Origin of the sequence: Microcoleus sp. D2_18a_B4 (assembly GCF_036702475.1) — a bacterium.
Classification (GTDB): domain Bacteria; phylum Cyanobacteriota; class Cyanobacteriia; order Cyanobacteriales; family Microcoleaceae; genus Microcoleus.
The window spans coordinates 220072-240740 of sequence record NZ_JAUBTL010000001.1; the positions used below are offsets into that span (position 1 = coordinate 220072).

The window sequence follows — 20669 nt, forward strand, 5'->3', positions numbered from 1 at the left end:
GAAATTAGTCACTTTTAATTTTTAAGGTTTAATTTTTAAATTCCCCTCATGCCCTTGACCATTCTGGTTGCTGACGACGATTTCGCGACTCGCTTGTCGATTACCGATTATCTGGAAATTACCGGATACTCTGTAATCCCTGCTGAGAACGGCAAAGAAGCTTTAGGCTTGGTAGAGGAATTTCAGCCCCACTTGATTGTTACGGACATTACAATGCCCGAGATGGATGGCTACGAATTCGTGCGCCGAGTTCGGACTCGTCCCGCTTTTCGCTTGCTGCCGGTGATTTTTTTGACGGAACGCACGAGCACGCAGGAACGGATTCGCGGCTATCAGATGGGGTGCGACAATTATCTGGCTAAGCCTTTTGAACTCCCAGAGTTGGGGGCGGTAATTCGCTCTTTGCTCGATCGCTACGCTCTAATCGCTCAGGCACCGTCTCATTCCCCAAAACCTGAACCGACGCCAACAGAGGCACGCAGCAGAGCCAACAGCCAGCCAGAAGCGGATTTTTTCACTCACAAGTCAAACACAGGCGATTCCCTACGGGATAGCTCCGCTTCACGCCCCTCTCCCAGCCAAAATGCTCCGAGTTTGACTCAGCGAGAGCGAGAAGTGCTAGAGTTGCTAACAGAAGGTCTTTCTAATATTCAAATAGGCGATCGACTCCACCTGAGTCCTCGAACTGTCGAAAAGCACGTCAGCAGCTTGTTCAGAAAAACCGACAGCAACAACCGTGCAGAACTCGTTCGCTTTGCGATGGAACACCATTTAGTCGGTAATTGGTAATTGGTAATTGTTAATTGGTAATTGTTAATTTTTCCTGATTTATAACATACTCCAACAAACCCGCTTGAGCGTCCAGCAGCAAATCAATTACTCGATCAAATCCCTCCGGGCCGCCGTAGTAAGGATCGGGCACTTCTTTAAGGTCGTATTTCTGGCAAAAATCGCACATCAGCCGCACTTTATCTTTATACTTTCCAGCCGGGTCCAGGGCAATAATATTGCGATAATTCTCCCGATCCATAGCCAGAATCAAATCAAAATTTTCAAAATCTTTCCTGGTAAATTGGCGGGCTTCGCCTAGCAATTCAATGTCTCGCTTCTTCGCCGCCAATGCCATCCGCCTGTCAGGGGGGCTGCCAATGTGATAGCTAGCAGTTCCAGCCGAATCGCAGGTGATGCGATCGCTCAAACCAGCTTGTTCAATTAAGTGATTCATAATATTTTCTGCTGAGGGCGATCGGCAGATGTTGCCGAGGCAGACAAACAATAATTTAGTCATTAGTTAGTAGTTATTAGTTATTAGTTATTAGTTATTAGTTATTAGTCAGTCAACAGTCAACAGTGCTAATTTGTAGGGTGCGTCGCTTTCAGAGTCAATGTGCAAGTTCCATCGAACATGGAGCAGCGACGCACCTTACTATAGCGGTTTTCCAGAAAGTTTAATCAGTCAACAGTCAACAGTCAACAGTCAACAATTGACTGATGACTAATGACTAACCGAAACCGGGGAGATTTAGTCCACCGGTGAGTTCTTCCATTTTCTCCCGCATCGTCATCGTAGACTTAGCGTAAGCCTCCTGCATCGCCACCGTGACGAGTTCAGAAACCACATCAGCACCTTCACCGAGGGCATCCGGCGAGATTTCCACGCGGCGGGGTTCTTGGTTGCCGCTGAGAAAAACCTTGACCAAGCCGCCGCCTGCTGTTCCCTCAATTTCCATGACATCCAACTCTTCTTGGAGCTTTTTAGCTCCTTCTTGAACCTGCTGAGCTTTTTTGAAAGCTTCAGTCAGTTCTTTCATTTTGCCCAGGCCGAAGCCAAATCCCTGTCCTGATTTTGTCATCAAAATTCCTCGGGTCTGAAACCCCGTCCTTACAGGACGGCTTTACATTTAATTTTAATCCCCTTGCGGGGTAGGGGGGTATGGTTGCCCCCCCCGTGAGGATATGGTTGTCCTCAATCTCCCATTTCTGGGGTAAAGTTAGCTTTGCCAATGTTTTCTGAGCTTGTTAGGCTAGCAGCACTGTTCCAGTGACCTTAGAACTGTTTAACTACTAGCGACAGAGCAGGGAACTAGCTTCGCATTCGCCCGGTGTCGTGACTCAAAAAACGTAGTCAGTTAAGACTTAGGCGGGTCAAGATGGCTTGTTAGATTTCTCTTTCAAGCCTCATGCCGTCAGGGCTGAGGTTCTTGACAACTACTTTGTGATGGTGTGTGGGCTGGCAGTCTGCCGTTTCCGTATTACTTCAATGATGCCTTAGAAGGGAAACTCTCCCAGTATTCTAACTTCTGGCTCCAACAACAGCGACCACCGCTGCTCGACTTGCTGTTGAACATGGCGGATCACTTGAAAAATATCATTGGCCGTTGCCGACCCGCAGTTAAGAATAAAATTAGCATGGCGCTGAGCTACTTGTGCGCCACCGATCTGATATCCCTTCAGTCCCGCTTGTTCGATGAACCAACCGGCAGTCTTGGGGCCGGGGTTACGGAAGACTGAGCCACAGCTCGGTAAGTGGTAAGGTTGAGTTGTCCGCCGCTGGCTGAAATGGTCATTAGTTTCTGCCATTACTTGCGATCGGTCGAACCCCGGCTGTAACTGGAAAGTCGCTTCTGTTACTAGCCGATCGCCCCCTTGCAGCACCGAAGTCCGGTAGCGGTACTCCAACTCTTGGGGAGTCAGAATTTCCACCTTGCCACCAGGGGATAGGACGCGAGCGTTGACCAGAATATCAGCAGTACAGCCTCTGTGAGCGCCTGCATTCATCACCACAGCCCCTCCCACGGTGCCCGGTATGCCGACTGCCCATTCTAGACCTTTCCAGCCCCGTTTAGCAGCCAACCAAGCGAGGCGGGGAATTGATTCTCCCGCCCCCGCTGTAACTTGACCTGTTTCTGGGTTAAAATTCACCTGTTTGAGGTAGCGAGTGCCGACGACCAAACCGGATAAACCCCGATCGCTCACCAACAAATTAGAACCCGCACCCAGCAGAGTCACAGGCACCCCTTCAGAATCAGCCCAAGCAAAACTCGCTTGCAAAGCCTCCATACTGCGGGGAGCAACGTACCACTCGGCCGGGCCACCGACTCGGAAAGAAGTCAGGCCCGCCAGCGAAACTTGGGAGTTAATCTTGCAATCAGTTCCCCGCAAAGAAATAGGAGAATACACTCGCCGATTGTCCTTAACAGAGGAGTCATTCGAGATAGTCACCATCTTGAAAATCCTTAAAAATACCTTCGCTCGAAGACGTGGTTGAAAATCCATTTAGCTAACTTATGTCGCCCCTTTGAGCGAGCCGTCCGACAGAAGTTTCGGCACAACGTGCAACGCCATAATGTCGATCAACTCTACTCTGTTCGCGAGCTAATCGGGGCGATCGGCTTGTTGATAAAAAGCCATAACCTCTGGAATAATCTGATTCAGATTACCAGCGCCCAAAAACAGAGCCAAATCCCCCGGTTGCAGATTTTGGGTTAAAAACTTAGTGACTGACTCCAGGGAAGGCGCAAACTCAACCTCTCGGCCTTCTTTAGCAATCAAATCAGCAACCTGCTGCCCGCTAATCTCTCCTAAATTCGGTTCCCCAGCACTATAAATATCGCAAGCCACAACCAAATCAGCATCCCCAAAAGATTGAGCAAATTCTGGCAAAAATGTCAGAGTCCGGCTGTAACGGTGGGGTTGAAAAATTGCAACCACTCTTCGGGATTTGGGATTTTTTTCACTACCTTCGATACGCAAGCGAGCCGCCGCCAAGGTGACACGAATTTCGCTAGGATGGTGGGCGTAGTCATCCACAAACAGGATGTCATTGTGAAAACCCCGCACCTCAAAACGGCGGCGAGCTCCTTCAAAGCCAGCAATCGCTTTGGCAATCGCCGAAAACTCTAACCCCAACAATCGGCCTACTGCTACCGCAGCTAGTGCATTGCTGAGATTGTGTGTACCCAGCAACTTCAACTCCATTTCCCCCAGGAAAGCTCCTCGCTCCCAAATCCGAGCCTTGGTACTTTCGGCCCCGTACTCCACGCCCGATGCCGTGTAGTCAGCACCGCTGTCCGGCTGCAAGCTATAAGTGACATGAGGGTGAAGGCAGTCTTTGACGATTTGGTCGTCAATGCAGCCCACCAAGGTTTGACAGTTTTGGGCAAAGACCTTAAAAGTGTCTATTACCTGGTCAAGGGTATCGTAATGGTCTGGATGATCCAGTTCCACGTTCGTTACTATGCCAATTTTGGCTACCAGCTTAACGAGAGAACCGTCGGATTCATCAGCCTCGGCCACTAAGTAGGGGCCTTCCCCCAAACGGGCATTGCCTTCCCAAGCATTTACCTCGCCTCCTACTACGATGGTCGGGTCTAGACCTGCTGCCATCAGCATGAAGCCGATTAAGCTGCTAGTAGTAGTTTTGCCATGAGTCCCGGCTACGGCTATGCTTTGGTAATCTTGAATTAACGCTGCCAACACATCCGATCGATGAAAAATCGGACAGCCCAAATCTAAAGCAGCTCGATATTCGGCATTGGCTGGGTGAATAGCCGTCGAACATACTACTTGAGGCAATCCCGGAACTGCTTGGGCGCTTGAACCGTTGCCGTTCAATTGGACAGCTTTGGCTGTCGCGACAGAAGTCCCTACCGTACCCGCGACTATCGAGGATACTGCCCTTTCCTGTTGCCCGCTGTCGGGACTGCTACCGTTAAGGGCCGTTTGAAATAGTTCAAAATTGCTGGCGTCTTGACTCCAAAAAATATGAGCTCCCATTCCTTGCAAGCGCTCGGTTATGTGACTCGATTTAATGTCGGAGCCGTACACAGGCAACTTGCGTTTAGCTAGAATGTAGGCAAGGGCTGACATCCCAATCCCACCAATGCCGATGAAATGAAATGGTCTACCGCTAAAATCAACAGAACTCGGCATCTTTGCTCCTCACACACCACACCACGCCAATAACACGCGATATCATATCAAGAATTGTTTTTTCAGGATACAGTTCGCTAGAGATTTTGTACAAAATTCTCTGCGCGTCCCTAGATTTGAGGGACTTGTAGAGATGTTTGTCTTGTATCCTATATGACTTAGTACCGAGTAGTTTTCCGGAACAGTCACAGCTCGAAAATTGCAGGTAAGAGAAAACGGGGTCTGGGGCCTGTGCCAATAGACTAATTTTGGGTGGTTGCATACTCCTGCATTCTTTCTATTTCTATCCGCCTGCTGTGCTGGGATACGGCAGCAAAAGCCCCACAACCTTTCTACCAAGATTGAGGGTAAAACCCATAAGGATTTACAAACACTACCACGAACAACAAAATTTCGCTCATTTTGTAGTCATTTATCTACTCCTACGGTTATTTTTTCTTGAAAGTCAGAGATTGACACGATCGCAACTCAACTATAGATAATATGTATTCTCACTTAATTGTATATATACCAAGTTATGCAGTTAGTCGAATAAGTCGAAAAGCGATAGAGTTTACGGTTAAAAGTGTATAAACATAAAATTGGCGCGATGTCTGTATTAATCCTGATTTTGGGGAAATATGGGGAAAATAGCGATTTTGGGGGGAACTTTTGACCCGGTTCACTGGGGTCACGTTTTGGTAGCCGAGACGGCTGCGAGTCAATTTGCTCTCGATCGAGTCATTTGGGTACCGGATCGCTCTCCTCCTCACAAAGAGCGCCCGGATTTGGCAAGTTTTGAGCAGCGGCGGGAAATGCTCGCTTTGGCGATCGCCGATCGCCCAGACTTCGTAATTTCGCCACAGTCGGCAAATCCCAGAGGCAGTTGTTTTGCGATCGACACCCTGCTGTATTTGCAAAAATTGTATCCCGGCGATCATCGCTGGTACTGGATTATTGGTAGTGACGCACTCCTTACTCTTCCCAAATGGCACCGGTGCGGCGAAATTGCCCGGTTGTGCGACTGGTTGGTGGCCCCACGTCCGACTCAGAGAGATCGAGTGACAGCAGAAAGCGGCGAGATTGGGGGACTGTCCGAGTGGGGAGATTGTCCGGGTGGAAAACCCCTCGATTCCGGGGGGGACAGGATGCAGGTTCAGGCAAATGCTGTGGGCCGGCGAGTTGCCGAACAAATGGCTCTTCTGGACGTGGAAATTCGCTGGGAGGTGCTTTCGATGGCGGCGATCGAAATTTCGTCGAGCCACATCCGCCGCTGCTGCGCCGAAAAGATCGACCTCCGCTACTTAGTCCCGGAAGTTGTCGGGACTTATATTGCAGCCCATCAGCTTTACCAGTAACCAGCGGCAGAAAGCCTAATGCCTTCTGCCTTGCAATTTCAGCCTTCTAGAAAAGTTCAAGCTTTTTTGATCGACACAAAAAGTTATAAAGGATCGACCTTTGCGATATGATCTTGTGTCATAAGTCAATTCTTAAATTTTTCCAAAATTTAAGCCTGAGCTAGGGGCTGCCATCGTTAGGAGGTACTAAAGTGATTCGAGTCGCGATCAATGGTTTTGGACGTATCGGGCGCAGTTTTGCGCGCTGCTGGCTGGGCAGAGAAAACAGCCAGCTAGAGTTGGTAGCTATTAATGACACTTCCGATCCCAGAAGTAATGCTCACTTGCTCAGATACGATTCCATGATGGGAACGTTGAAGAATGTGGACATCAGTGCGGATGAAAATTCCATTACCCTAAATGGGAAGACAGTTAAATGCGTGAGCGATCGCAACCCGCTAAACTTGCCTTGGAAAGATTGGGGTATTGATCTGATTATTGAAGCGACCGGCGTCTTCGTTGACCAAGCTGGTGCATCGAAGCATATCACTGCCGGCGCTAAAAAAGTGCTAATTACCGCTCCCGGCAAGGGTTCTGAAGTTGGCACTTATGTGATGGGAGTCAACCACCACAACTACAAGCACAGTGACTACACTGTCATCAGCAATGCTAGCTGTACTACTAACTGTCTAGCTCCTGTACTGAAAGTGCTGCACGAAAATTTTGGCATCGTCAAAGGCATGATGACCACTACCCACAGCTATACTGGGGACCAGCGCTTGCTGGATGCCAGCCACCGCGACTTGCGGCGGGCCCGGGCGGCAGCAATGAATATTGTGCCGACTTCTACCGGAGCAGCCCAAGCTGTGGCTTTGGTGATTCCAGAATTGAAGGGCAAGTTAAATGGTATTGCCATGCGCGTGCCGACTCCCAATGTGTCCGTAGTCGATTTTGTGGCTCAGGTAGAGAAAAAGACTTTTACCGAGCAAGTAAATCAAGTGTTCAAAGAAGCAGCCGAAGGCTCCATGAAAGGGATTTTGGAGTACAACGATTTGCCTTTAGTTTCATGCGACTATCGCGGAAGTGATGCTTCTTCGATTCTGGATTCCAGCTTAACGCTGGTGATGGATGGCGACATGGTAAAGGTTTTGGCTTGGTACGACAATGAGTGGGGCTACAGTCAGCGGGTGGTTGACTTGGCTGAATTAGTCGCCGAAAGGTGGGAAGCCTAGTACCCGAAGGCAGAAGGTATTAGTCATTCGGCAGAAGCTAAAAAATGCTGATATTTTTTACTTGTGAGTCGATTTCTAGCTGACTGGTTATTTCTGTTTCGAGCCCTAGAGACTTTTGGCAGTCGATAGTTGGCGAGTAGAAGATGAAATATCGTAGGGACACGGCAGTGTCCACAGGTGTCAACTTAAGCCTGAAAGCCTTGGTATCTCTTGTTCATAGCCAAGTCTAGATCCCCCTAAATCCCCCTGATTGTTGGGGAGTAGGGGTTGACTTTGATAAGACTCTTGTCCCCCCCCTTCGTAGGGGCGGTGCCCCCGTGCCCGCCCTTGGCGCCGGGGGGATCTAGGGTTAATAGTCAAACAGCCGTCTGTGACAGGGTTTGACGTTAAGTTGACACCAATGGGTAGTGCCGTCTCCCTACGATATCCGTATGCTGTTACTCCCAGCTATCGAACTTTTTGCAATCATACTTCGATCGGGCTTTCGGCTCTGCTGGATGATAAATTTGTTGTTTGTTCGTAGTAACCGTTTAAAATTGCTGTAATAAGTTTTCGGAAAATCCCAAATATTAAAAAAATAAAAATACCGACGATAAAAGTTAAAAACCTGGAAAAATAGCAACAGCTACGGTGTAGTTTTGCCAACAAAATCTGATATGAAAAAAGCGCTAATTTGTGGTATATCAGGTCAGGACGGAGCTTATTTAGCTAAACTGTTACTCGATCGAGGTTATGAAGTTTGCGGCACCTCCAGGGACGCCCAAATGTCTAGTTTCGGAAACCTGGCGCGTTTGGGAATCCGAGACAGAGTAAAACTAGAATCCATGTCTCTCAACGATTTTCGCAGCGTCTTACAGGTTCTAGCGAAAATTGAGCCAGATGAGGTGTACAATCTAGCAGGTCAAAGTTCCGTGGGTCTGTCTTTTGAACAGCCCGTAGAAACCCTCGAAAGCATTGCCACAGGCACATTGAATCTCTTAGAGGCAATTCGGTTTACAGGCGGAAAAATCAAACTTTACAATGCCAGTTCCAGCGAATGTTTTGGGGATACCCGAGGCAATCCAGCCGATGAAAATACGCCTTTTCGCCCCAGAAGTCCTTACGCGGTAGCGAAAGCAACCGCATTTTGGGAAGTAGCGAATTATCGAGAAGCGTACAATTTGTTTGCGTGCTCTGGTATTCTGTTCAATCACGAGTCGTCGCTGCGACCGGAGAGGTTTGTTACCCAAAAAATTGTATCTGTTGTGTGCCGAATTGCTGCGGGTAGTTCCGAAAAACTGCATTTGGGAAATATTTCAGTGCAGCGGGACTGGGGTTGGGCGCCGGAATATGTGGAGGCGATGTATTTGATGTTGCAGCAGGAAGAACCGGACGATTATGTAATTGCAACGGGTGTAAGCTATCCTTTGGAGGAGTTTGTGCAGACAGCTTTTGTTGCTGCGGGTTTGGATTGGCGGGAACATTTGGTAACGGATGCGAGTCTTTACAGGCTGACGGATATTGCTGTGGGGAGGGGAAATCCGGCTAAGGCGAAGCAAAAGTTGGGGTGGGAGGCGAAGTATAAAATGCCCGATGTGGTGCGGATGATGGTGGAAGCGAGGATGATTTGAGGGAAAATTATGAGGTGAAAATATGGATGCAGAATATGCAACAGCTAAGGAGTGGTATAAAGCCAACCGCCGAGAGTTGAAGAAATATCGGGGTCAGTGGATCGCTTATACTAACCAAGGGGTGATTAGTTGCGATCGGGATTATCGAAAGATGAAGGACGGCATAGATCCAAGTTTTCCCAATTTAAGTTATGTAATCGATCGCATATTTGAAAGCGAATTTGTTGAGCCAGTTCGCTTCCCAAGATTTCACGTTTAATTGATAATTTAATTGACTAAAAACGAGCAAACAAATGGTTATAGATTTAATTCGTGATTTTGTAGAAGCCGGACAAATTATATTTGATGTCGGAGCTAATATCGGACAAAAAGCAGATTTTTTCATAGGAATTGGTGCGAAAGTCATCTATTTTGAACCGCAACCACAATCTCGAATAGCGCAGATTTTAACGGAACAGTGGAGCTTGAAAACTAAGCTGTACCAGATGCAAATGGAATTAGAGGCATCTGAAACAAAACTGCACCAAAATCCAGGGGATTTTGAGCAATTGACAACCAAACTACAACAAGTTCAAGAAAAAATGCAACCAATTAAAGAAGAGCTTGAACTCTGGCAGGTTCAATGCCACAAGACTCATGAAGAACTCGCACACACCAAGTCTCAGCTAATCGAAGCTCAGACTAAACTGCGAGAGATGGAGAGTGCAGCGGTTCCGTTAAATCAACTGGCAGAGTTGTATTTAGTTCAAGGAAAGTTAGAAGATGCGATCGCAGTCTGCGAGCAAGCATTAAAGATTCAACCCAAATTTGCTCCGGCGTACAAGACCTTGGGGAATGTCTTGCAAGCTCAGGGTAAACTGGATGAGGCAAAGAGTTGGTACATTCGCGCTCTGGAAATTCAACCAGATTTTGCTCCGGCTTTAGCGAATTTGGGTACAATTTATGCTATGCAGCAACAGTGGGAAAAGGCGATCGCGTCCTATCAAAAAGCGATCGCGATTCAGCCCTGTGCTGGATTTTATCGCAATCTCGCGAAAGTCTTTGCCCAACTAAATAATCAAGCCGAAGCCTGTGAGTGTTGGTATGTCGCGTTCATGTTAGAACCTAATACGGGGACAGCAGAAGATTATCTGACTTTAGGAAATACGTTATTACAAGTCCAGAAACCCCAACAAGCTATGATTTGTTTCCGTCGGGCGGTTTATTTAAAGCCTGATTGTGCAGAAGCTTATGGGAAAATGGGTGATAGTCTTCTCTCTCAAGGGCAACGGGATGAGGCGATCGCGCATTACCGCAAAACCATAGAAATTGAACCCAATTTGTCAGAGGTACGTCAAAAATTAGGGGGACTTCTGGGACAAACGGGAGAAGTGCAGGGCATGATCGCGCCTAATAAACAAGTAGAATTGAGCCCAGAAAAGAAATTTTGGAATCAATATAATTTAGCCAAGAGTTTATTAGAAGAGGAAAAATGGCTCGACGCGGTTGATGCTTATCAGAACGCGATCGGGCTGAACCCGGAGTTTGCCTGGTCCTATTATAGTTTGGGCGATGCCCTGTTAAAGTTAGAACGGTGGGAAGAAGCCGCGGCAGCCTATCGTAAGTCCTGTGAATTAAACCCAGACTTTTTTGGCTCTTATCATAACTTAGGGGAAGCCCTATTCAAGTTAGAAAAGTGGGAAGAAGCCGCGGCTGCTTATCGTAAGTCCACTGAGTTAAACCCGGAGTTTTTCTGGTCTTATTATAATTTAGGTCAGAGCTTGGAGAAGTTAGAACAATGGGAAGACGCGGTGTGTGCCTATCGTAGGGCTTGTGACTTGAATCGGGAGTTTTCTTGGGCTTATAGTAGTTTAGGGGATTGTTTAATCCGTTTGGGACGGCGGGAGGACGCGGTTGAGGTTTATCAACAGGCCATAACCCTTAATCCAAAGTTCTATTGGTCCCATTATCACTTAGGGGAAGCACTGATCGAGTTGGAACGATGGGAAGACGCAGTACCCGCCTACTGCCGCGCCTTAGAACTCAACCCTGACTTGCCTTGGGCTTACTGCCGTTTAACAGAGGCGCTGCTGAAACAGGAACAATGGGAACAGGCGATCGCTGTCTACCACCAAGGCGTTGCCCTCGCTCCTGACTTGCCTTGGCCTTACCGCAATCTGGCCGATGCCTTATTAAAAGCAGGTCAACTAGAAGAGGCTATCCCTGTTTACCGCCACGCCGTTGCCTCCAACCCTAATGAAGCCGATTTGTACTATAACTTCGGGGAATGTCTGGCAAAAGTTGGTCAGCTTGAGGAGGCGGTATCTGTTTTCCGAAGCGCAATCAATTTGTGTTGGGAGTATAGTGAATGGGGGCTGTTAAGACTTAACCCTTAGCCAGACTCAATGTTGTGACTAAGTAGATAGCCCTGATTCAAGGTAACTCTGTAAAGCCGGGGAAAAATTACTGGAACGACCTTTGAGCCCATGTCCAAGATTTTTTTTAGAGTCACTTACTTACTTAGTTCACCTCTCACCTCGCGCCCGCAGGTATGACCACCGTAGATAAACATAATAGGAATCTCTCTGTCCAGGAAGTTACGCACATGATTGAATTAAATCCCGAAACAACGACAACAATAGACAAAGAATTCCATCAGCTAAAGTGGAGACCAACATCTGCTGATTTACCTGGAGTACCCCTCATGCCAGCAACCAATAACATAGCAGCTATATCTATGTTTAAAGATGAAGGTGATGTTGCCTACATCAATCTCCTATGGCATTATTATTTAGGGATTCGCAATTTCGTTATTCTCGATAATTTATCTAGTGATGATACGCCTTATGAAATTCAACGCTTTGCTAAGGATTATCCTGACGCTAAAGTCCACCTAATTCAAGACAATGAAGTTGGTTATTACCAGAGTCAGAAGCTAACAGCATTAGCTGAAATTGCTTATGCAATCTGGGGTGTAGAATGGATTTATCCTTTTGATGCTGATGAATTCATGTATCTATATCGTGCTCCATTAAAAATAGTTTTGAATTCTATTAATCAACATCGTTGTTTGGGGCTGCCAATGAGAACACAGATTACGACATCCTTTGATAATGAGTCTGAACCAAATGTATTGAAAAGGATAGTTTATCGCCGAAAAGAAGATCAATTAAATGCTAAAATTATAGTCCGTTGGCAACGAGGAATGGTAATCGATCAAGGCAATCATGGTGTTCGTAACAGTGATGGCAGCATTTTAGCCCATATACCCGCCGAAGACTTTGGTATGTTTCTCAGACACTATCAGTTACGTTCTAAAAAACATATTAGAAGTAAAATAGTAAATGGTGGTAAAGCCTACGAATCTGCTCCTAATCTGCCTGAAGCTGCTGGTTTACATTGGAGAATTTGGTATAGAGAATACCAACAAAAAGGAGAAGAGCTAGTCAGCACCCTCTATGCAGCAGAATCTCAAAATCCGGGAGCTTTGTACGATCCTCTGATATCCTGAATAGTTCATCAAATATTCAGGAGAAATATCTTCAACTAAGAATTGTACTCCTTGTCTTGCCAGCCTGCCAATACTCTCAGAAACAACTATCTTATAGGAATAGTCACAAAATTTATGGAAACCTACAACGACAGTTTTTATTACATGGTTGAATCTACTTCCCGTAATTCAGCAGAAGAGGTGGTTCCTTTAGTTTTGGAATTACTTTCTCCCAAACGCATGATAGATGTTGGATGTGGCATTGGAACTTGGCTATCAGTATTTAAAGAGCATGGGGTTGAAGAAATCATAGGGGTAGATGGGGGTTGGGTTGACTCAAACAGGTTGAAAATACCAGCAGAAAATTTTTTAGTGGCCAATTTAGAAGAACCTTTACCGATAGAACAAAAGTTTGATTTGGTTGTTTCTCTAGAGGTTGCTGAACATCTTTATTCAGAAAAAGCAGAAGTGTTTTTAGATTCCCTAGAAAAGCTAGGTTCAGCCTGTCTGTTCTCAGCGGCTATTTGTCAACAAGGTGGGGTTCATCATGTGAATGAGCAATGGCCTGAATATTGGATTAAACGCTTTCAAGATAGAGGATATGTAGTCATTGATTGTCTTCGTAAAAAGATTTGGAACAATACTAAAGTTGCTTGGTGGTATAAACAAAACCTATTTTTATTTGTTAAATCATACTGTCTTAAAAACTATCCCTTATTACAACGAGAACTCATCAATAACAGTTTACAGCACTCTTTGATTCATCCTGAATTGTTTGTGTCTAAATGCTCGCAAAAAGGTAGTTGTCAAAGTCTCGCTTTTTCTGATAACATCACTCGGCATCCTTACCCAGAAAGTTTTTATAGAGAAGTACAGCATACTTCGCGACAGTCTGCTCAACAGGTTGTCCCCCTAGTAATGAAATTTCTTCAACCTAAAACCTTGATTGATGTAGGGTGTGGGTTGGGCAGTTGGTTATCTGTTTTTCGAGAACATGGCGTGGAAGATGTTTGCGGCGTGGATGGAGAGTGGATAGATCAAAAAATATTAGAAATACCCGACCACTTTTTAGTAGCAAATTTAGAGGAACCTTTGCTGATTGATCGACAATTTGATTTAGTAGTTTCTTTGGCAGTGGCAGAACGTATTCCCATTGACAAGAAAGATATTTTTATTGATTCTTTAGTGAAATTAGGGAAAGTCTGCCTTTTTTCTGCTGCTATCCCATATCAAGGTGGATTTAACAACTGTAATGAACAGTGGCAGGATTATTGGGTGCAGTCTTTTCACGAGAGAGGCTTTATTGTTGTTGATTGTCTGAGGAAGCTAGTTTGGAATAATCAAAATGTAGCTCCTTGGTTTTCTCAAAATATGCTTTTATTTGTTGAAGAAAAGTTTTTGCATGATTATCCTGTACTTCAGGAGGAATGTCAAAGGCAACAGACTTCTCAACTTTCAATAGTCCATCCTACATTTTATTTGGCTAGATGTTGATTGATACTGGGGTGACAAAATAGCTAGGAATCATGCTTGAAAAAGGTTACAGCCATGAAGCTAAAGCAGTTCCCGCTGTTATGAAACACGGTAGGGACACGGCAATGCCGTGTCCCTACGAGGATTGAACGACAAGTGGGTGTACCTCATAACAGCGGTTTCCGCTGTGTGTTGATAGGAAGTGACAATTGGTGGATTTGTCACCCCGTCAGGAAGTTTTGATTTGCTTGGGCTGACAGGAAATTGTTGCGGAGTATGACAATCCGAACAGTTAAGCTGCTGGCTTGGGGTAATGGCTTTCTGATGTCAAAATATCGGTTATGCTTACATCCCATCTAAATTTTTCTGAATTAATTTCACCTACTTTTTGGGCAAGGATGGCAACTCCTCCAAAGGCTGGCTGAGTTGTTAGTGTTTCTTGACCTTGTATCATGGTGTCTAAGTGCATTCGTAAAGGAGCATAAAGCTCCGATCTGATTACTTCAAATCCTATAGCCTGAGAAAATAAAACTTTAAGACCCTCGTCAGAGAAACGCCAGAAGTCCCAAGGTCTCTCGTGAAGAGGCCAGGCAAAGTGGGTACTGTGGAATGTTATTCCACCAACTGCTAGCAACTTATTAATTTCCATTGCCACTACCCAAGGCATTGCTAAGTGTTCAAATACAGATGCAGAAAAGATGGCATCAAACTTCTGGTTACTGAAGTATTGAGAGAGTTTGTGAGCATCCCCAACTACATCTGTGTTGCCATCTGGGTAGTAATCAAATCCAGTGTAAGACGCTGCGCCAGGAAATAAAGCTCTTTTGCTGCTGCTTCCAGGACTTACGATGCGCGAGCCAATTTCTAGAATCCGGAGATTATTGTTATTAACCCGATTCATAAAATCAAGGAAAATACCGTTACCGTCATTTGTGAAAGTTGCGAAATCGTATACTGAGGGCTTTGACCCGGCAAAGGTTACATTTTTGCTGTAACTCACACCTTGAGCTTTGGCGTGGAAAGTAAGTTGATGTTTTGCCGTCCGAGGTAAGTAGACAATGAAGCCACAGTTGGGGTTGCTGTTGTATTGGGGGTAGGCTGCTGCTACATCAGCGCGGGGATACCAAGCAGAGATGGGGACGAAGGTATCACCCACACCAACTACTACTTCATCGAGAACACCTTCTTTTTTGCCCACAATCCATCCTTGGATTCCGAGTCCGCAGTCATCAGACCATGAATGGTCTATCGCTAATATTAAGTTCTCGTCTTGTTCTAAGATGGCCATAACTTTAGTAATTGCGTAACGTTGTTTTCAGAGATGATGTGTTGAAATAGCCCGCTAATAGTACAATATTTAGCTAAACGTGGAACAGCATAAAATTTAGCTAAGCCTGGATATTCTGCCAAGCTCAAATGAGCATTACTCAAAGAGTAAGGGATGAAAAATAAATTGCACAATTAAACCCCAGAAGCCTTGTTCCAAGGTAAACTATTGCTCTATTAGTCACCTTATTTATTTTTCATTCCTAAGCTTGATGTCAATTTGCTTTTTTCCTGAGAATCAGGACAATTTCCATAGAGTTTTCTTGCAAGAGTTCTATAGTAAAATCAAAGCCTAGCTGTTTTTGACAATATTCGAGCAACTCAGGGAAACTCTCTGCGGTCCAGACATGAAAATGAATGCTGTAATCTATGTCAAGTAGATGCTGTATCCGTACAGCCACTTGTTCTTCTGGAGGTTTGTCAACTAGCCTGATAAATTCCTCATAATGACCGAGCTTAGACCATTCCGGCCCTTCTTTATAGTCCCGAATGAGGTGGTCGATCGAAGTTAGAGGCCGATCGATGTCAAATGTATGGCGTTTGTCTGGTACCCCCATATACACCAGTCCTCCCGGTTTCAGAACTCTCAAAAAATTTTCTAGAGTGCCGATCGGATTTTGACAGTGTTCTATCATGTGATTGGCGATCACAAAATCCCAAGAGTTGTCAGGTATGGATGAGAGAGTTTCACCATTATCTACGATGTCCGCCTCTACTAGATTAACCGCCGCTAACTCTGGATACTGCTTCCTCAAATCCCTTACAGACATCCGATCGACGTAATGAACCTTCACGCCTGCCGGAACTTCTAGAGGGGCATGAAGGGCTCCTACTTCTATTCCCTCGCCGCTTAGGTATTGAGAAGCAATGTTTCTCCGTACTTGCCAAAAATCCATAGTTAACCTCTCTCCTTAAAAATTTGCTCGATCTCGATATAGTTTAATTTGGGCTTTGAGTCAATGGCACGGGGGTTGGGTGCGATCGACCTTTCTAGTTTACCCGATCGCCCGTGTTCGTAGATCGCTTGAGTGCGATCGTCTTCGTGTGTTGATTGATTTTTGGGGTAATATCTATTGTTAAGCTCGATGGCAAGCGGGCTTGGGGGCGATCGCCCATATATAATACCTGGTGCGTGCGGGAACATCCTCATAGGGCTGAAGTCGGATATCCTTGGGAAGGCAACGGCTTGAGTTCATTTGGAGTTCATTGGGGGCGATCGGGCAAAACTTACCCTATGTAGTAGAATGGGATACAAAAGCCCGATCGCGACAAAAGTAAATTATGTTTGATAAAATTTTGTAGCGACAGATATCATTAACCCAACGATAGATGATTTTCTAAAATACAAGAAAGTGATTTAATTATGGAACCCGAGTATCCTACAGCCAATGATTGGTATAAAGCTCATCGACCGGAGTTAAAAAAATATCGGGGTGAGTGGATAGCTTATACTAACAAAGGGGTGATTAGTCACGATCGCGATTATCGAAAGATGAAGGATGCGATTCCGACTGATGTGCCTAATTTAAGTTATGTAATCGGTCGTATATATGAAAGCGAGTTTGTTGAACCAGTCAGGTTTTATCCTGTTAGAATGAGGGCATTAAAGGCTCATGATTGGCAGCCAAGATATGAACTGCATCTAAAAGCTCAAAACTCCGCAAGAGTCGAAATGCTGGTGGATTCTGGAGCCGAACTCAGCTTAATTACTAAGCAGCTTGGTGAAGATTTGGGTTTGAGTAGAACTACTGGAGAGATTATCAGTAAAGCTGAGGGAGTTGGCGGCAGTATTGAATATCTGTTACGAGATATTGAAATGGAGTTGGATGGTCATATTTTTACGGCTCCTGTAGCTTGGGCACAAACTGATTTTTGTCAAGAGGTTCTTTTAGGGAGAGAGGTAGTATTTGACTTGTTTGATATAGAATTTAAGCAAGCTGAGGAGACGATTATTTTTAAGCGGCGATCGCAGTGAACTGCCTCGATCGAGTTTAAGTTAATTTTGTATGTGCCGAGTCCAGTGCTTCACTCTGATGCAGAAGTTGGGCTTTGAGTCAAGGGCACGCGGGTAGAACCTGATCGACCTTTCTAGTTTACCCGATCGCGCGGGGAATGTCGATCGATTGAGTGCGATCGTCTTCCTGTGTTGATTTTTGGGGTAATATCTATTGTTAAGCTCGATGGCAAGCTGGCTTGGGGGCGATCGCCCATCTATAATACATGGTGCGTGCGGGAACATCCTCAGAGGGCTGAAATCCGATCGGGTTGAAAAGACGAGGGCTTGGGTTTAGTGGGGGCGATGGGGCAAAACTTATTCTATTTAGTAGAATGAGGTGCCAAAGCCCGATCGCGACTGGCGTACATTATCTTTTATTTTTTTTTTATATTATTAACTCAAGCACAGATGATTTTATAAAATACAAAAAAGTGGTTTGATTATGGAGCCACAATATACTACAGCTAATCATTGGTATAAACCTGATCGCGTGGAGTTAAAAAAAATATCGGGCGATTGGATAGCTTATACTAACAAAGGGGTGATTAGTCACGATCGCGATTATCGAAAGATGGTAAGGATTCAGGTCACTGAACTCCTTGCTGGGCAAAGACTTTAGATATGGAGCTTGATACTAAATCAATCTCTATTCTCAATAAACCACGAAAAACTGTCACTTCTCCTCGTTTATTGACAATTAACCACGAAAGACAAAAACCCTTATTTTGCCCTAAAACCCTTGCCAGACAAGCGTTGGAGCCGCAAGTTTTTAGACCTGAATCCTTACGAAAGATGAAGGATGCGCTCGATCCGAGTTTATCTGGTTTAGATTATGTAATTGAACGGATATTTGGAAGCGAGCTTGTCGATCCAGTCATATTTTATCCAGTCAGAATGAGAATATGAAAATCTCACGATTGGCAACCTAAATACCAGTTGTTATTGAAATTTCAGCATACCGTAGCAGTGAAAATTATGGTTGATTCAGGTGCAGAACTTAGTTTGATTGGCTCTCCTGGATTTGTGGTAGAAGCGGTAGTGTGAGCGTCTCCCTTACGCAGGCTTTCTGGCCGATACCACGGGAACTTTTATTTTTATGATCACCTAAAACTCAGGAGAACCCTTCACTCACGGCTACAGGTTCATTATCCAATAGCTTTGGATCAATGTTTATGCGGTTTATAGTCAATGTTTTATCATAGGCAATTGCGTCATTTTTTTTACCATAACTTGGCGCATTAACTGTTGCCATTCCAGGGAATTAGTTAAACTTTCGGAATCTAGTTCCAACCCTTGGGCAACGGAAAATTTAGAAAAACTCTCTAACCAATTCATAATTGTTTCGCTTGCTGAGGTTTTAGTTAATTTTAAAGCGTTTTGAAGGTGCTGCTTCATCACAGGCATTTGACCATTGCAGTAAGCATTCCAGGCATCCCAAACTAACAGATTGTAATCGATTTCGCTTTGCTTTTGGGGAGATTCAGCTACGATTTGTTCTAGCTTGTGCCGTTGTGTGATTTGCTCAATATAGGTTTTAGCTTGAGCTAATTCCCCTTGTAGTTCGTGGAGTTGAGATTGCGACTGTTTGAATTCTGTTTGCCATTGATGAATTTGTGCTTCTTTTTGTTTGATATCTCCTTCTAGCTCTATTTTTAGTTGTATAAATTTGTGATTTACCAGTTGAAAATTCTCTTGCTCTTGTTTAAGTTTAGTTGCGGTTTGTTCTAACTCTTCTAAAGTTTGATGCCGTTGAAGGTTGATTCGTTCTTCTCGTTTTTCTGCTTGCTGTAACTGATGCATCAACTGACTTAAAGCTACCTCGGATTCATAAAGTTTAGATTGCGATTCCTCCCAAGCTTGGCGGTGCAGTTCATAGTATTCTAATTTTTCTTGAGTTTGATGTAGTTGAATATGTAAACGCTCTTCACTTTTTTCGGTTTTCTGTAACTGATCCATCAACTGACTTAAAGCTACCTCGGCTGCATAAAGTTTAGATTGCGATTCCTCCCAAGCTTGGCGGTGCAGTTCATAGTATTCTAATTCTTCTTGAGTTTGATGTAACTGCGATTGATAACGCATAACATCAAATTGAGCTTGACTAAGTTGAGTTTTTGTATGTTCTAATTCCTTGCGAGTGTGATTAAGTTGAGCATGGGAGTGTTGTAAAACGGACTCGGTTTGTTGTAACTGAGTTTGAGATTTCTCTAAAACGCTTTCAGTTTCATGTAACTGGGATTGAGATTGTTCGAGGAGATTTTCTGCTGTTTTCAGTTGGGCTTTTGTCTGTTCTAATTCAGTTTGACGAGAATGAGAATTTTGCAATTCCGGTTCTTGTGCGTGCAATTGAGTTTTCAAGGATTTATTATCCTGTTCTAATCGACGCAAATTCGCCCAATCTTGAAAAGCCCAAGTTCGATAGAGAGACGGTTTTAATAATTCTTGCCAAGAAAAATCTGGCGTTTGTTCAGGATGCCATGCTCTGCCTTCTAGTTCCTGATAAAGTTCAATGGCTTCAGGAAAGTAATAATCAATTACAGTTGGTTGCTGACTGTTGGATGAAACCTCTGTTTTCAACATCGATGGATCGTAAGCTGTAGGAGAAGGATGACTTAAATTAACGTTGAACTTGTGATTAATCGTATCAATATAGGCGGCTTGGTACTGAATAATCGTTTTAACATTCGCAAGTAGACAACGATTTTGTTCCTGGTTATAAAAATTGAGAATTTTTTGGTTGTAATGCTGCCAATATTTAATGGCTAATTCTGGTTGACTTTGAAAAAGTTCGTCCTGTCGCCGATAGAGAGAGTCAGCCACTTCCCAAGGAGAACGATAAATTAATAAAAACCTGGCTTCGGGTAAGAGTTTTGCCCAAAAGTCTAAAAAGAGAGTGGTTCGAGGTTCTTTCCATCCCCAAACTGAACTTAAAGCATTATTTTCTATAATTTGTTTAGCTCGATCAATAAATTCTTCCTTAATTTCTAAATTGTCCTGTAATGTCCAGCCCGCACTACTGAGTCCTTGTGAGTCAAGAATATTCATGTGAAATTCATAGAAGTCAATATTTTCCCAATGACCTTTAATATTGACCTGATCTGCACCTAACAAATTTCGACCAATGTGAATACCGGCACTCTGCAAAATAGATGCGGTTAAGGAGGTTCCTGAACGGTGCATTCCGGTGATAATGAAAACGCTTTGTTCGGTGTTGGATTTTTGCATGATTTTAGAAGGGTTTTCTTCAGGTAAAGGTTTATGGAGTTCTATTTTTAGATGACTGTAAATCAAAACTCTAAATAATTTAGGTAAGACAAT

The 20669-nt window shown here is 44.5% G+C and carries 18 protein-coding genes; 10 read left to right on the top strand and 8 right to left on the bottom strand.

Annotated elements, in window-relative coordinates; translation table 11 throughout:
• Positions 1-48: 48 nt before the first annotated feature.
• Positions 49-789, top strand: a complete 741-nt coding sequence (locus QUB04_RS00980) for a response regulator transcription factor (protein WP_333280059.1) — start codon at positions 49-51, stop codon at positions 787-789.
• A gap of 10 nt (positions 790-799) precedes the next feature.
• Here the strand turns inward: QUB04_RS00980 and QUB04_RS00985 are convergent, their stop codons facing one another.
• The 4 genes from QUB04_RS00985 to murC all read right to left on the bottom strand — a co-directional run bounded on the left by QUB04_RS00985 (position 800) and on the right by murC (position 4932).
• Complete coding sequence (locus QUB04_RS00985) at positions 800-1288, bottom strand: low molecular weight protein-tyrosine-phosphatase (protein ID WP_333280061.1); 489 nt, start codon at positions 1286-1288, stop codon at positions 800-802.
• Between the two features lie 214 nt (positions 1289-1502).
• Positions 1503-1853 carry a YbaB/EbfC family nucleoid-associated protein gene (locus QUB04_RS00990; protein ID WP_333144612.1) on the bottom strand — a complete coding sequence of 117 codons (351 nt, stop codon included), beginning with the start codon at positions 1851-1853 and terminating at the stop codon, positions 1503-1505.
• A 415-nt stretch (positions 1854-2268) separates the two neighbouring features.
• Positions 2269-3225, bottom strand: a complete 957-nt coding sequence (murB, locus tag QUB04_RS00995) for a UDP-N-acetylmuramate dehydrogenase (protein ID WP_333102382.1) — start codon at positions 3223-3225, stop codon at positions 2269-2271.
• Positions 3226-3375: 150 nt separating this feature from the next.
• Positions 3376-4932 (bottom strand): UDP-N-acetylmuramate--L-alanine ligase, encoded by a 1557-nt coding sequence (gene murC, locus QUB04_RS01000; RefSeq protein WP_333280063.1) that lies wholly within the window; start codon positions 4930-4932, stop codon positions 3376-3378.
• A gap of 620 nt (positions 4933-5552) precedes the next feature.
• Here murC and nadD point away from each other — a divergent pair.
• The 7 genes from nadD (at position 5553) to QUB04_RS01035 (ending at position 14053) form a co-directional block, all read left to right on the top strand.
• The gene (nadD, locus tag QUB04_RS01005) at positions 5553-6269 is read left to right on the top strand and encodes a nicotinate (nicotinamide) nucleotide adenylyltransferase (protein WP_333280065.1); all 717 of its coding nucleotides are present in this window, start codon (positions 5553-5555) and stop codon (positions 6267-6269) included.
• Positions 6270-6460: 191 nt separating this feature from the next.
• Positions 6461-7480, top strand: coding sequence for a type I glyceraldehyde-3-phosphate dehydrogenase (locus QUB04_RS01010; protein ID WP_333280067.1), 1020 nt, complete (start codon positions 6461-6463; stop codon positions 7478-7480).
• Positions 7481-8136: 656 nt separating this feature from the next.
• Positions 8137-9090 (top strand): GDP-mannose 4,6-dehydratase, encoded by a 954-nt coding sequence (locus QUB04_RS01015; protein ID WP_333280069.1) that lies wholly within the window; start codon positions 8137-8139, stop codon positions 9088-9090.
• Positions 9091-9112: 22 nt separating this feature from the next.
• Positions 9113-9349, top strand: a complete 237-nt coding sequence (locus QUB04_RS01020) for a DUF5678 domain-containing protein (RefSeq protein WP_333280070.1) — start codon at positions 9113-9115, stop codon at positions 9347-9349.
• 34 nt (positions 9350-9383) lie between these two features.
• Complete coding sequence (locus tag QUB04_RS01025; protein ID WP_333280072.1) at positions 9384-11465, top strand: tetratricopeptide repeat protein; 2082 nt, start codon at positions 9384-9386, stop codon at positions 11463-11465.
• Positions 11466-11674: 209 nt separating this feature from the next.
• A complete protein-coding gene (locus tag QUB04_RS01030; RefSeq protein ID WP_333280074.1) occupies positions 11675-12580 on the top strand; it encodes a glycosyltransferase family 2 protein in 906 nt (301 codons plus the stop codon).
• A gap of 114 nt (positions 12581-12694) precedes the next feature.
• Positions 12695-14053, top strand: coding sequence for a methyltransferase domain-containing protein (locus QUB04_RS01035; protein ID WP_333280076.1), 1359 nt, complete (start codon positions 12695-12697; stop codon positions 14051-14053).
• A gap of 271 nt (positions 14054-14324) precedes the next feature.
• Here the strand turns inward: QUB04_RS01035 and QUB04_RS01040 are convergent, their stop codons facing one another.
• From QUB04_RS01040 to QUB04_RS01050, 3 genes are all read right to left on the bottom strand, one after another.
• The gene (locus QUB04_RS01040) at positions 14325-15320 is read right to left on the bottom strand and encodes a methyltransferase domain-containing protein (protein WP_333280078.1); all 996 of its coding nucleotides are present in this window, start codon (positions 15318-15320) and stop codon (positions 14325-14327) included.
• A 253-nt stretch (positions 15321-15573) separates the two neighbouring features.
• Positions 15574-16254: a methyltransferase domain-containing protein gene (locus tag QUB04_RS01045; RefSeq protein ID WP_333280080.1), complete on the bottom strand. Its 681-nt coding sequence runs from the start codon at positions 16252-16254 to the stop codon at positions 15574-15576.
• A 2-nt stretch (positions 16255-16256) separates the two neighbouring features.
• Entirely contained in the window at positions 16257-16502 is a 246-nt protein-coding gene (locus QUB04_RS01050) for a hypothetical protein (RefSeq protein ID WP_333280082.1), read from the bottom strand.
• Positions 16503-16721: 219 nt separating this feature from the next.
• On the opposite strand from QUB04_RS01050, the gene QUB04_RS01055 reads away from it, so the two are divergent.
• Positions 16722-17333 (top strand): DUF5678 domain-containing protein, encoded by a 612-nt coding sequence (locus QUB04_RS01055; RefSeq protein ID WP_333280084.1) that lies wholly within the window; start codon positions 16722-16724, stop codon positions 17331-17333.
• Positions 17334-17975: 642 nt separating this feature from the next.
• Positions 17976-18260, top strand: coding sequence for a hypothetical protein (locus tag QUB04_RS01060; protein WP_333280086.1), 285 nt, complete (start codon positions 17976-17978; stop codon positions 18258-18260).
• Positions 18261-18539: 279 nt separating this feature from the next.
• On the opposite strand, the gene QUB04_RS01065 is transcribed toward QUB04_RS01060, so the two are convergent.
• The gene (locus tag QUB04_RS01065) at positions 18540-20576 is read right to left on the bottom strand and encodes a sulfotransferase (protein WP_333280088.1); all 2037 of its coding nucleotides are present in this window, start codon (positions 20574-20576) and stop codon (positions 18540-18542) included.
• Positions 20577-20669: the final 93 nt, after the last annotated feature.

What these genes read in the sequence shown, in the direction of transcription:
- QUB04_RS00980 (WP_333280059.1), top strand. Translation starts at nt 49, where the DNA reads ATGCCCTTGACCATTCTGGTTGCTGACGACGATTTCGCGACTCGCTTG.
- QUB04_RS01055 (WP_333280084.1), top strand. Translation starts at nt 16,722, where the DNA reads ATGGAACCCGAGTATCCTACAGCCAATGATTGGTATAAAGCTCATCGA.
- QUB04_RS01040 (WP_333280078.1), bottom strand. Translation starts at nt 15,320, where the DNA reads ATGGCCATCTTAGAACAAGACGAGAACTTAATATTAGCGATAGACCAT.
- QUB04_RS01065 (WP_333280088.1), bottom strand. Translation starts at nt 20,576, where the DNA reads ATGCAAAAATCCAACACCGAACAAAGCGTTTTCATTATCACCGGAATG.
- QUB04_RS01035 (WP_333280076.1), top strand. Translation starts at nt 12,695, where the DNA reads ATGGAAACCTACAACGACAGTTTTTATTACATGGTTGAATCTACTTCC.
- QUB04_RS01025 (WP_333280072.1), top strand. Translation starts at nt 9,384, where the DNA reads ATGGTTATAGATTTAATTCGTGATTTTGTAGAAGCCGGACAAATTATA.
- QUB04_RS01030 (WP_333280074.1), top strand. Translation starts at nt 11,675, where the DNA reads ATGATTGAATTAAATCCCGAAACAACGACAACAATAGACAAAGAATTC.
- QUB04_RS01020 (WP_333280070.1), top strand. Translation starts at nt 9,113, where the DNA reads ATGGATGCAGAATATGCAACAGCTAAGGAGTGGTATAAAGCCAACCGC.
- QUB04_RS00985 (WP_333280061.1), bottom strand. Translation starts at nt 1,288, where the DNA reads ATGACTAAATTATTGTTTGTCTGCCTCGGCAACATCTGCCGATCGCCC.
- QUB04_RS01060 (WP_333280086.1), top strand. Translation starts at nt 17,976, where the DNA reads ATGGAGCTTGATACTAAATCAATCTCTATTCTCAATAAACCACGAAAA.
- QUB04_RS01045 (WP_333280080.1), bottom strand. Translation starts at nt 16,254, where the DNA reads ATGGATTTTTGGCAAGTACGGAGAAACATTGCTTCTCAATACCTAAGC.
- QUB04_RS01050 (WP_333280082.1), bottom strand. Translation starts at nt 16,502, where the DNA reads ATGTTCCCGCACGCACCAGGTATTATATATGGGCGATCGCCCCCAAGC.
- murC (WP_333280063.1), bottom strand. Translation starts at nt 4,932, where the DNA reads ATGCCGAGTTCTGTTGATTTTAGCGGTAGACCATTTCATTTCATCGGC.
- QUB04_RS00990 (WP_333144612.1), bottom strand. Translation starts at nt 1,853, where the DNA reads ATGACAAAATCAGGACAGGGATTTGGCTTCGGCCTGGGCAAAATGAAA.
- QUB04_RS01015 (WP_333280069.1), top strand. Translation starts at nt 8,137, where the DNA reads ATGAAAAAAGCGCTAATTTGTGGTATATCAGGTCAGGACGGAGCTTAT.
- murB (WP_333102382.1), bottom strand. Translation starts at nt 3,225, where the DNA reads ATGGTGACTATCTCGAATGACTCCTCTGTTAAGGACAATCGGCGAGTG.
- nadD (WP_333280065.1), top strand. Translation starts at nt 5,553, where the DNA reads ATGGGGAAAATAGCGATTTTGGGGGGAACTTTTGACCCGGTTCACTGG.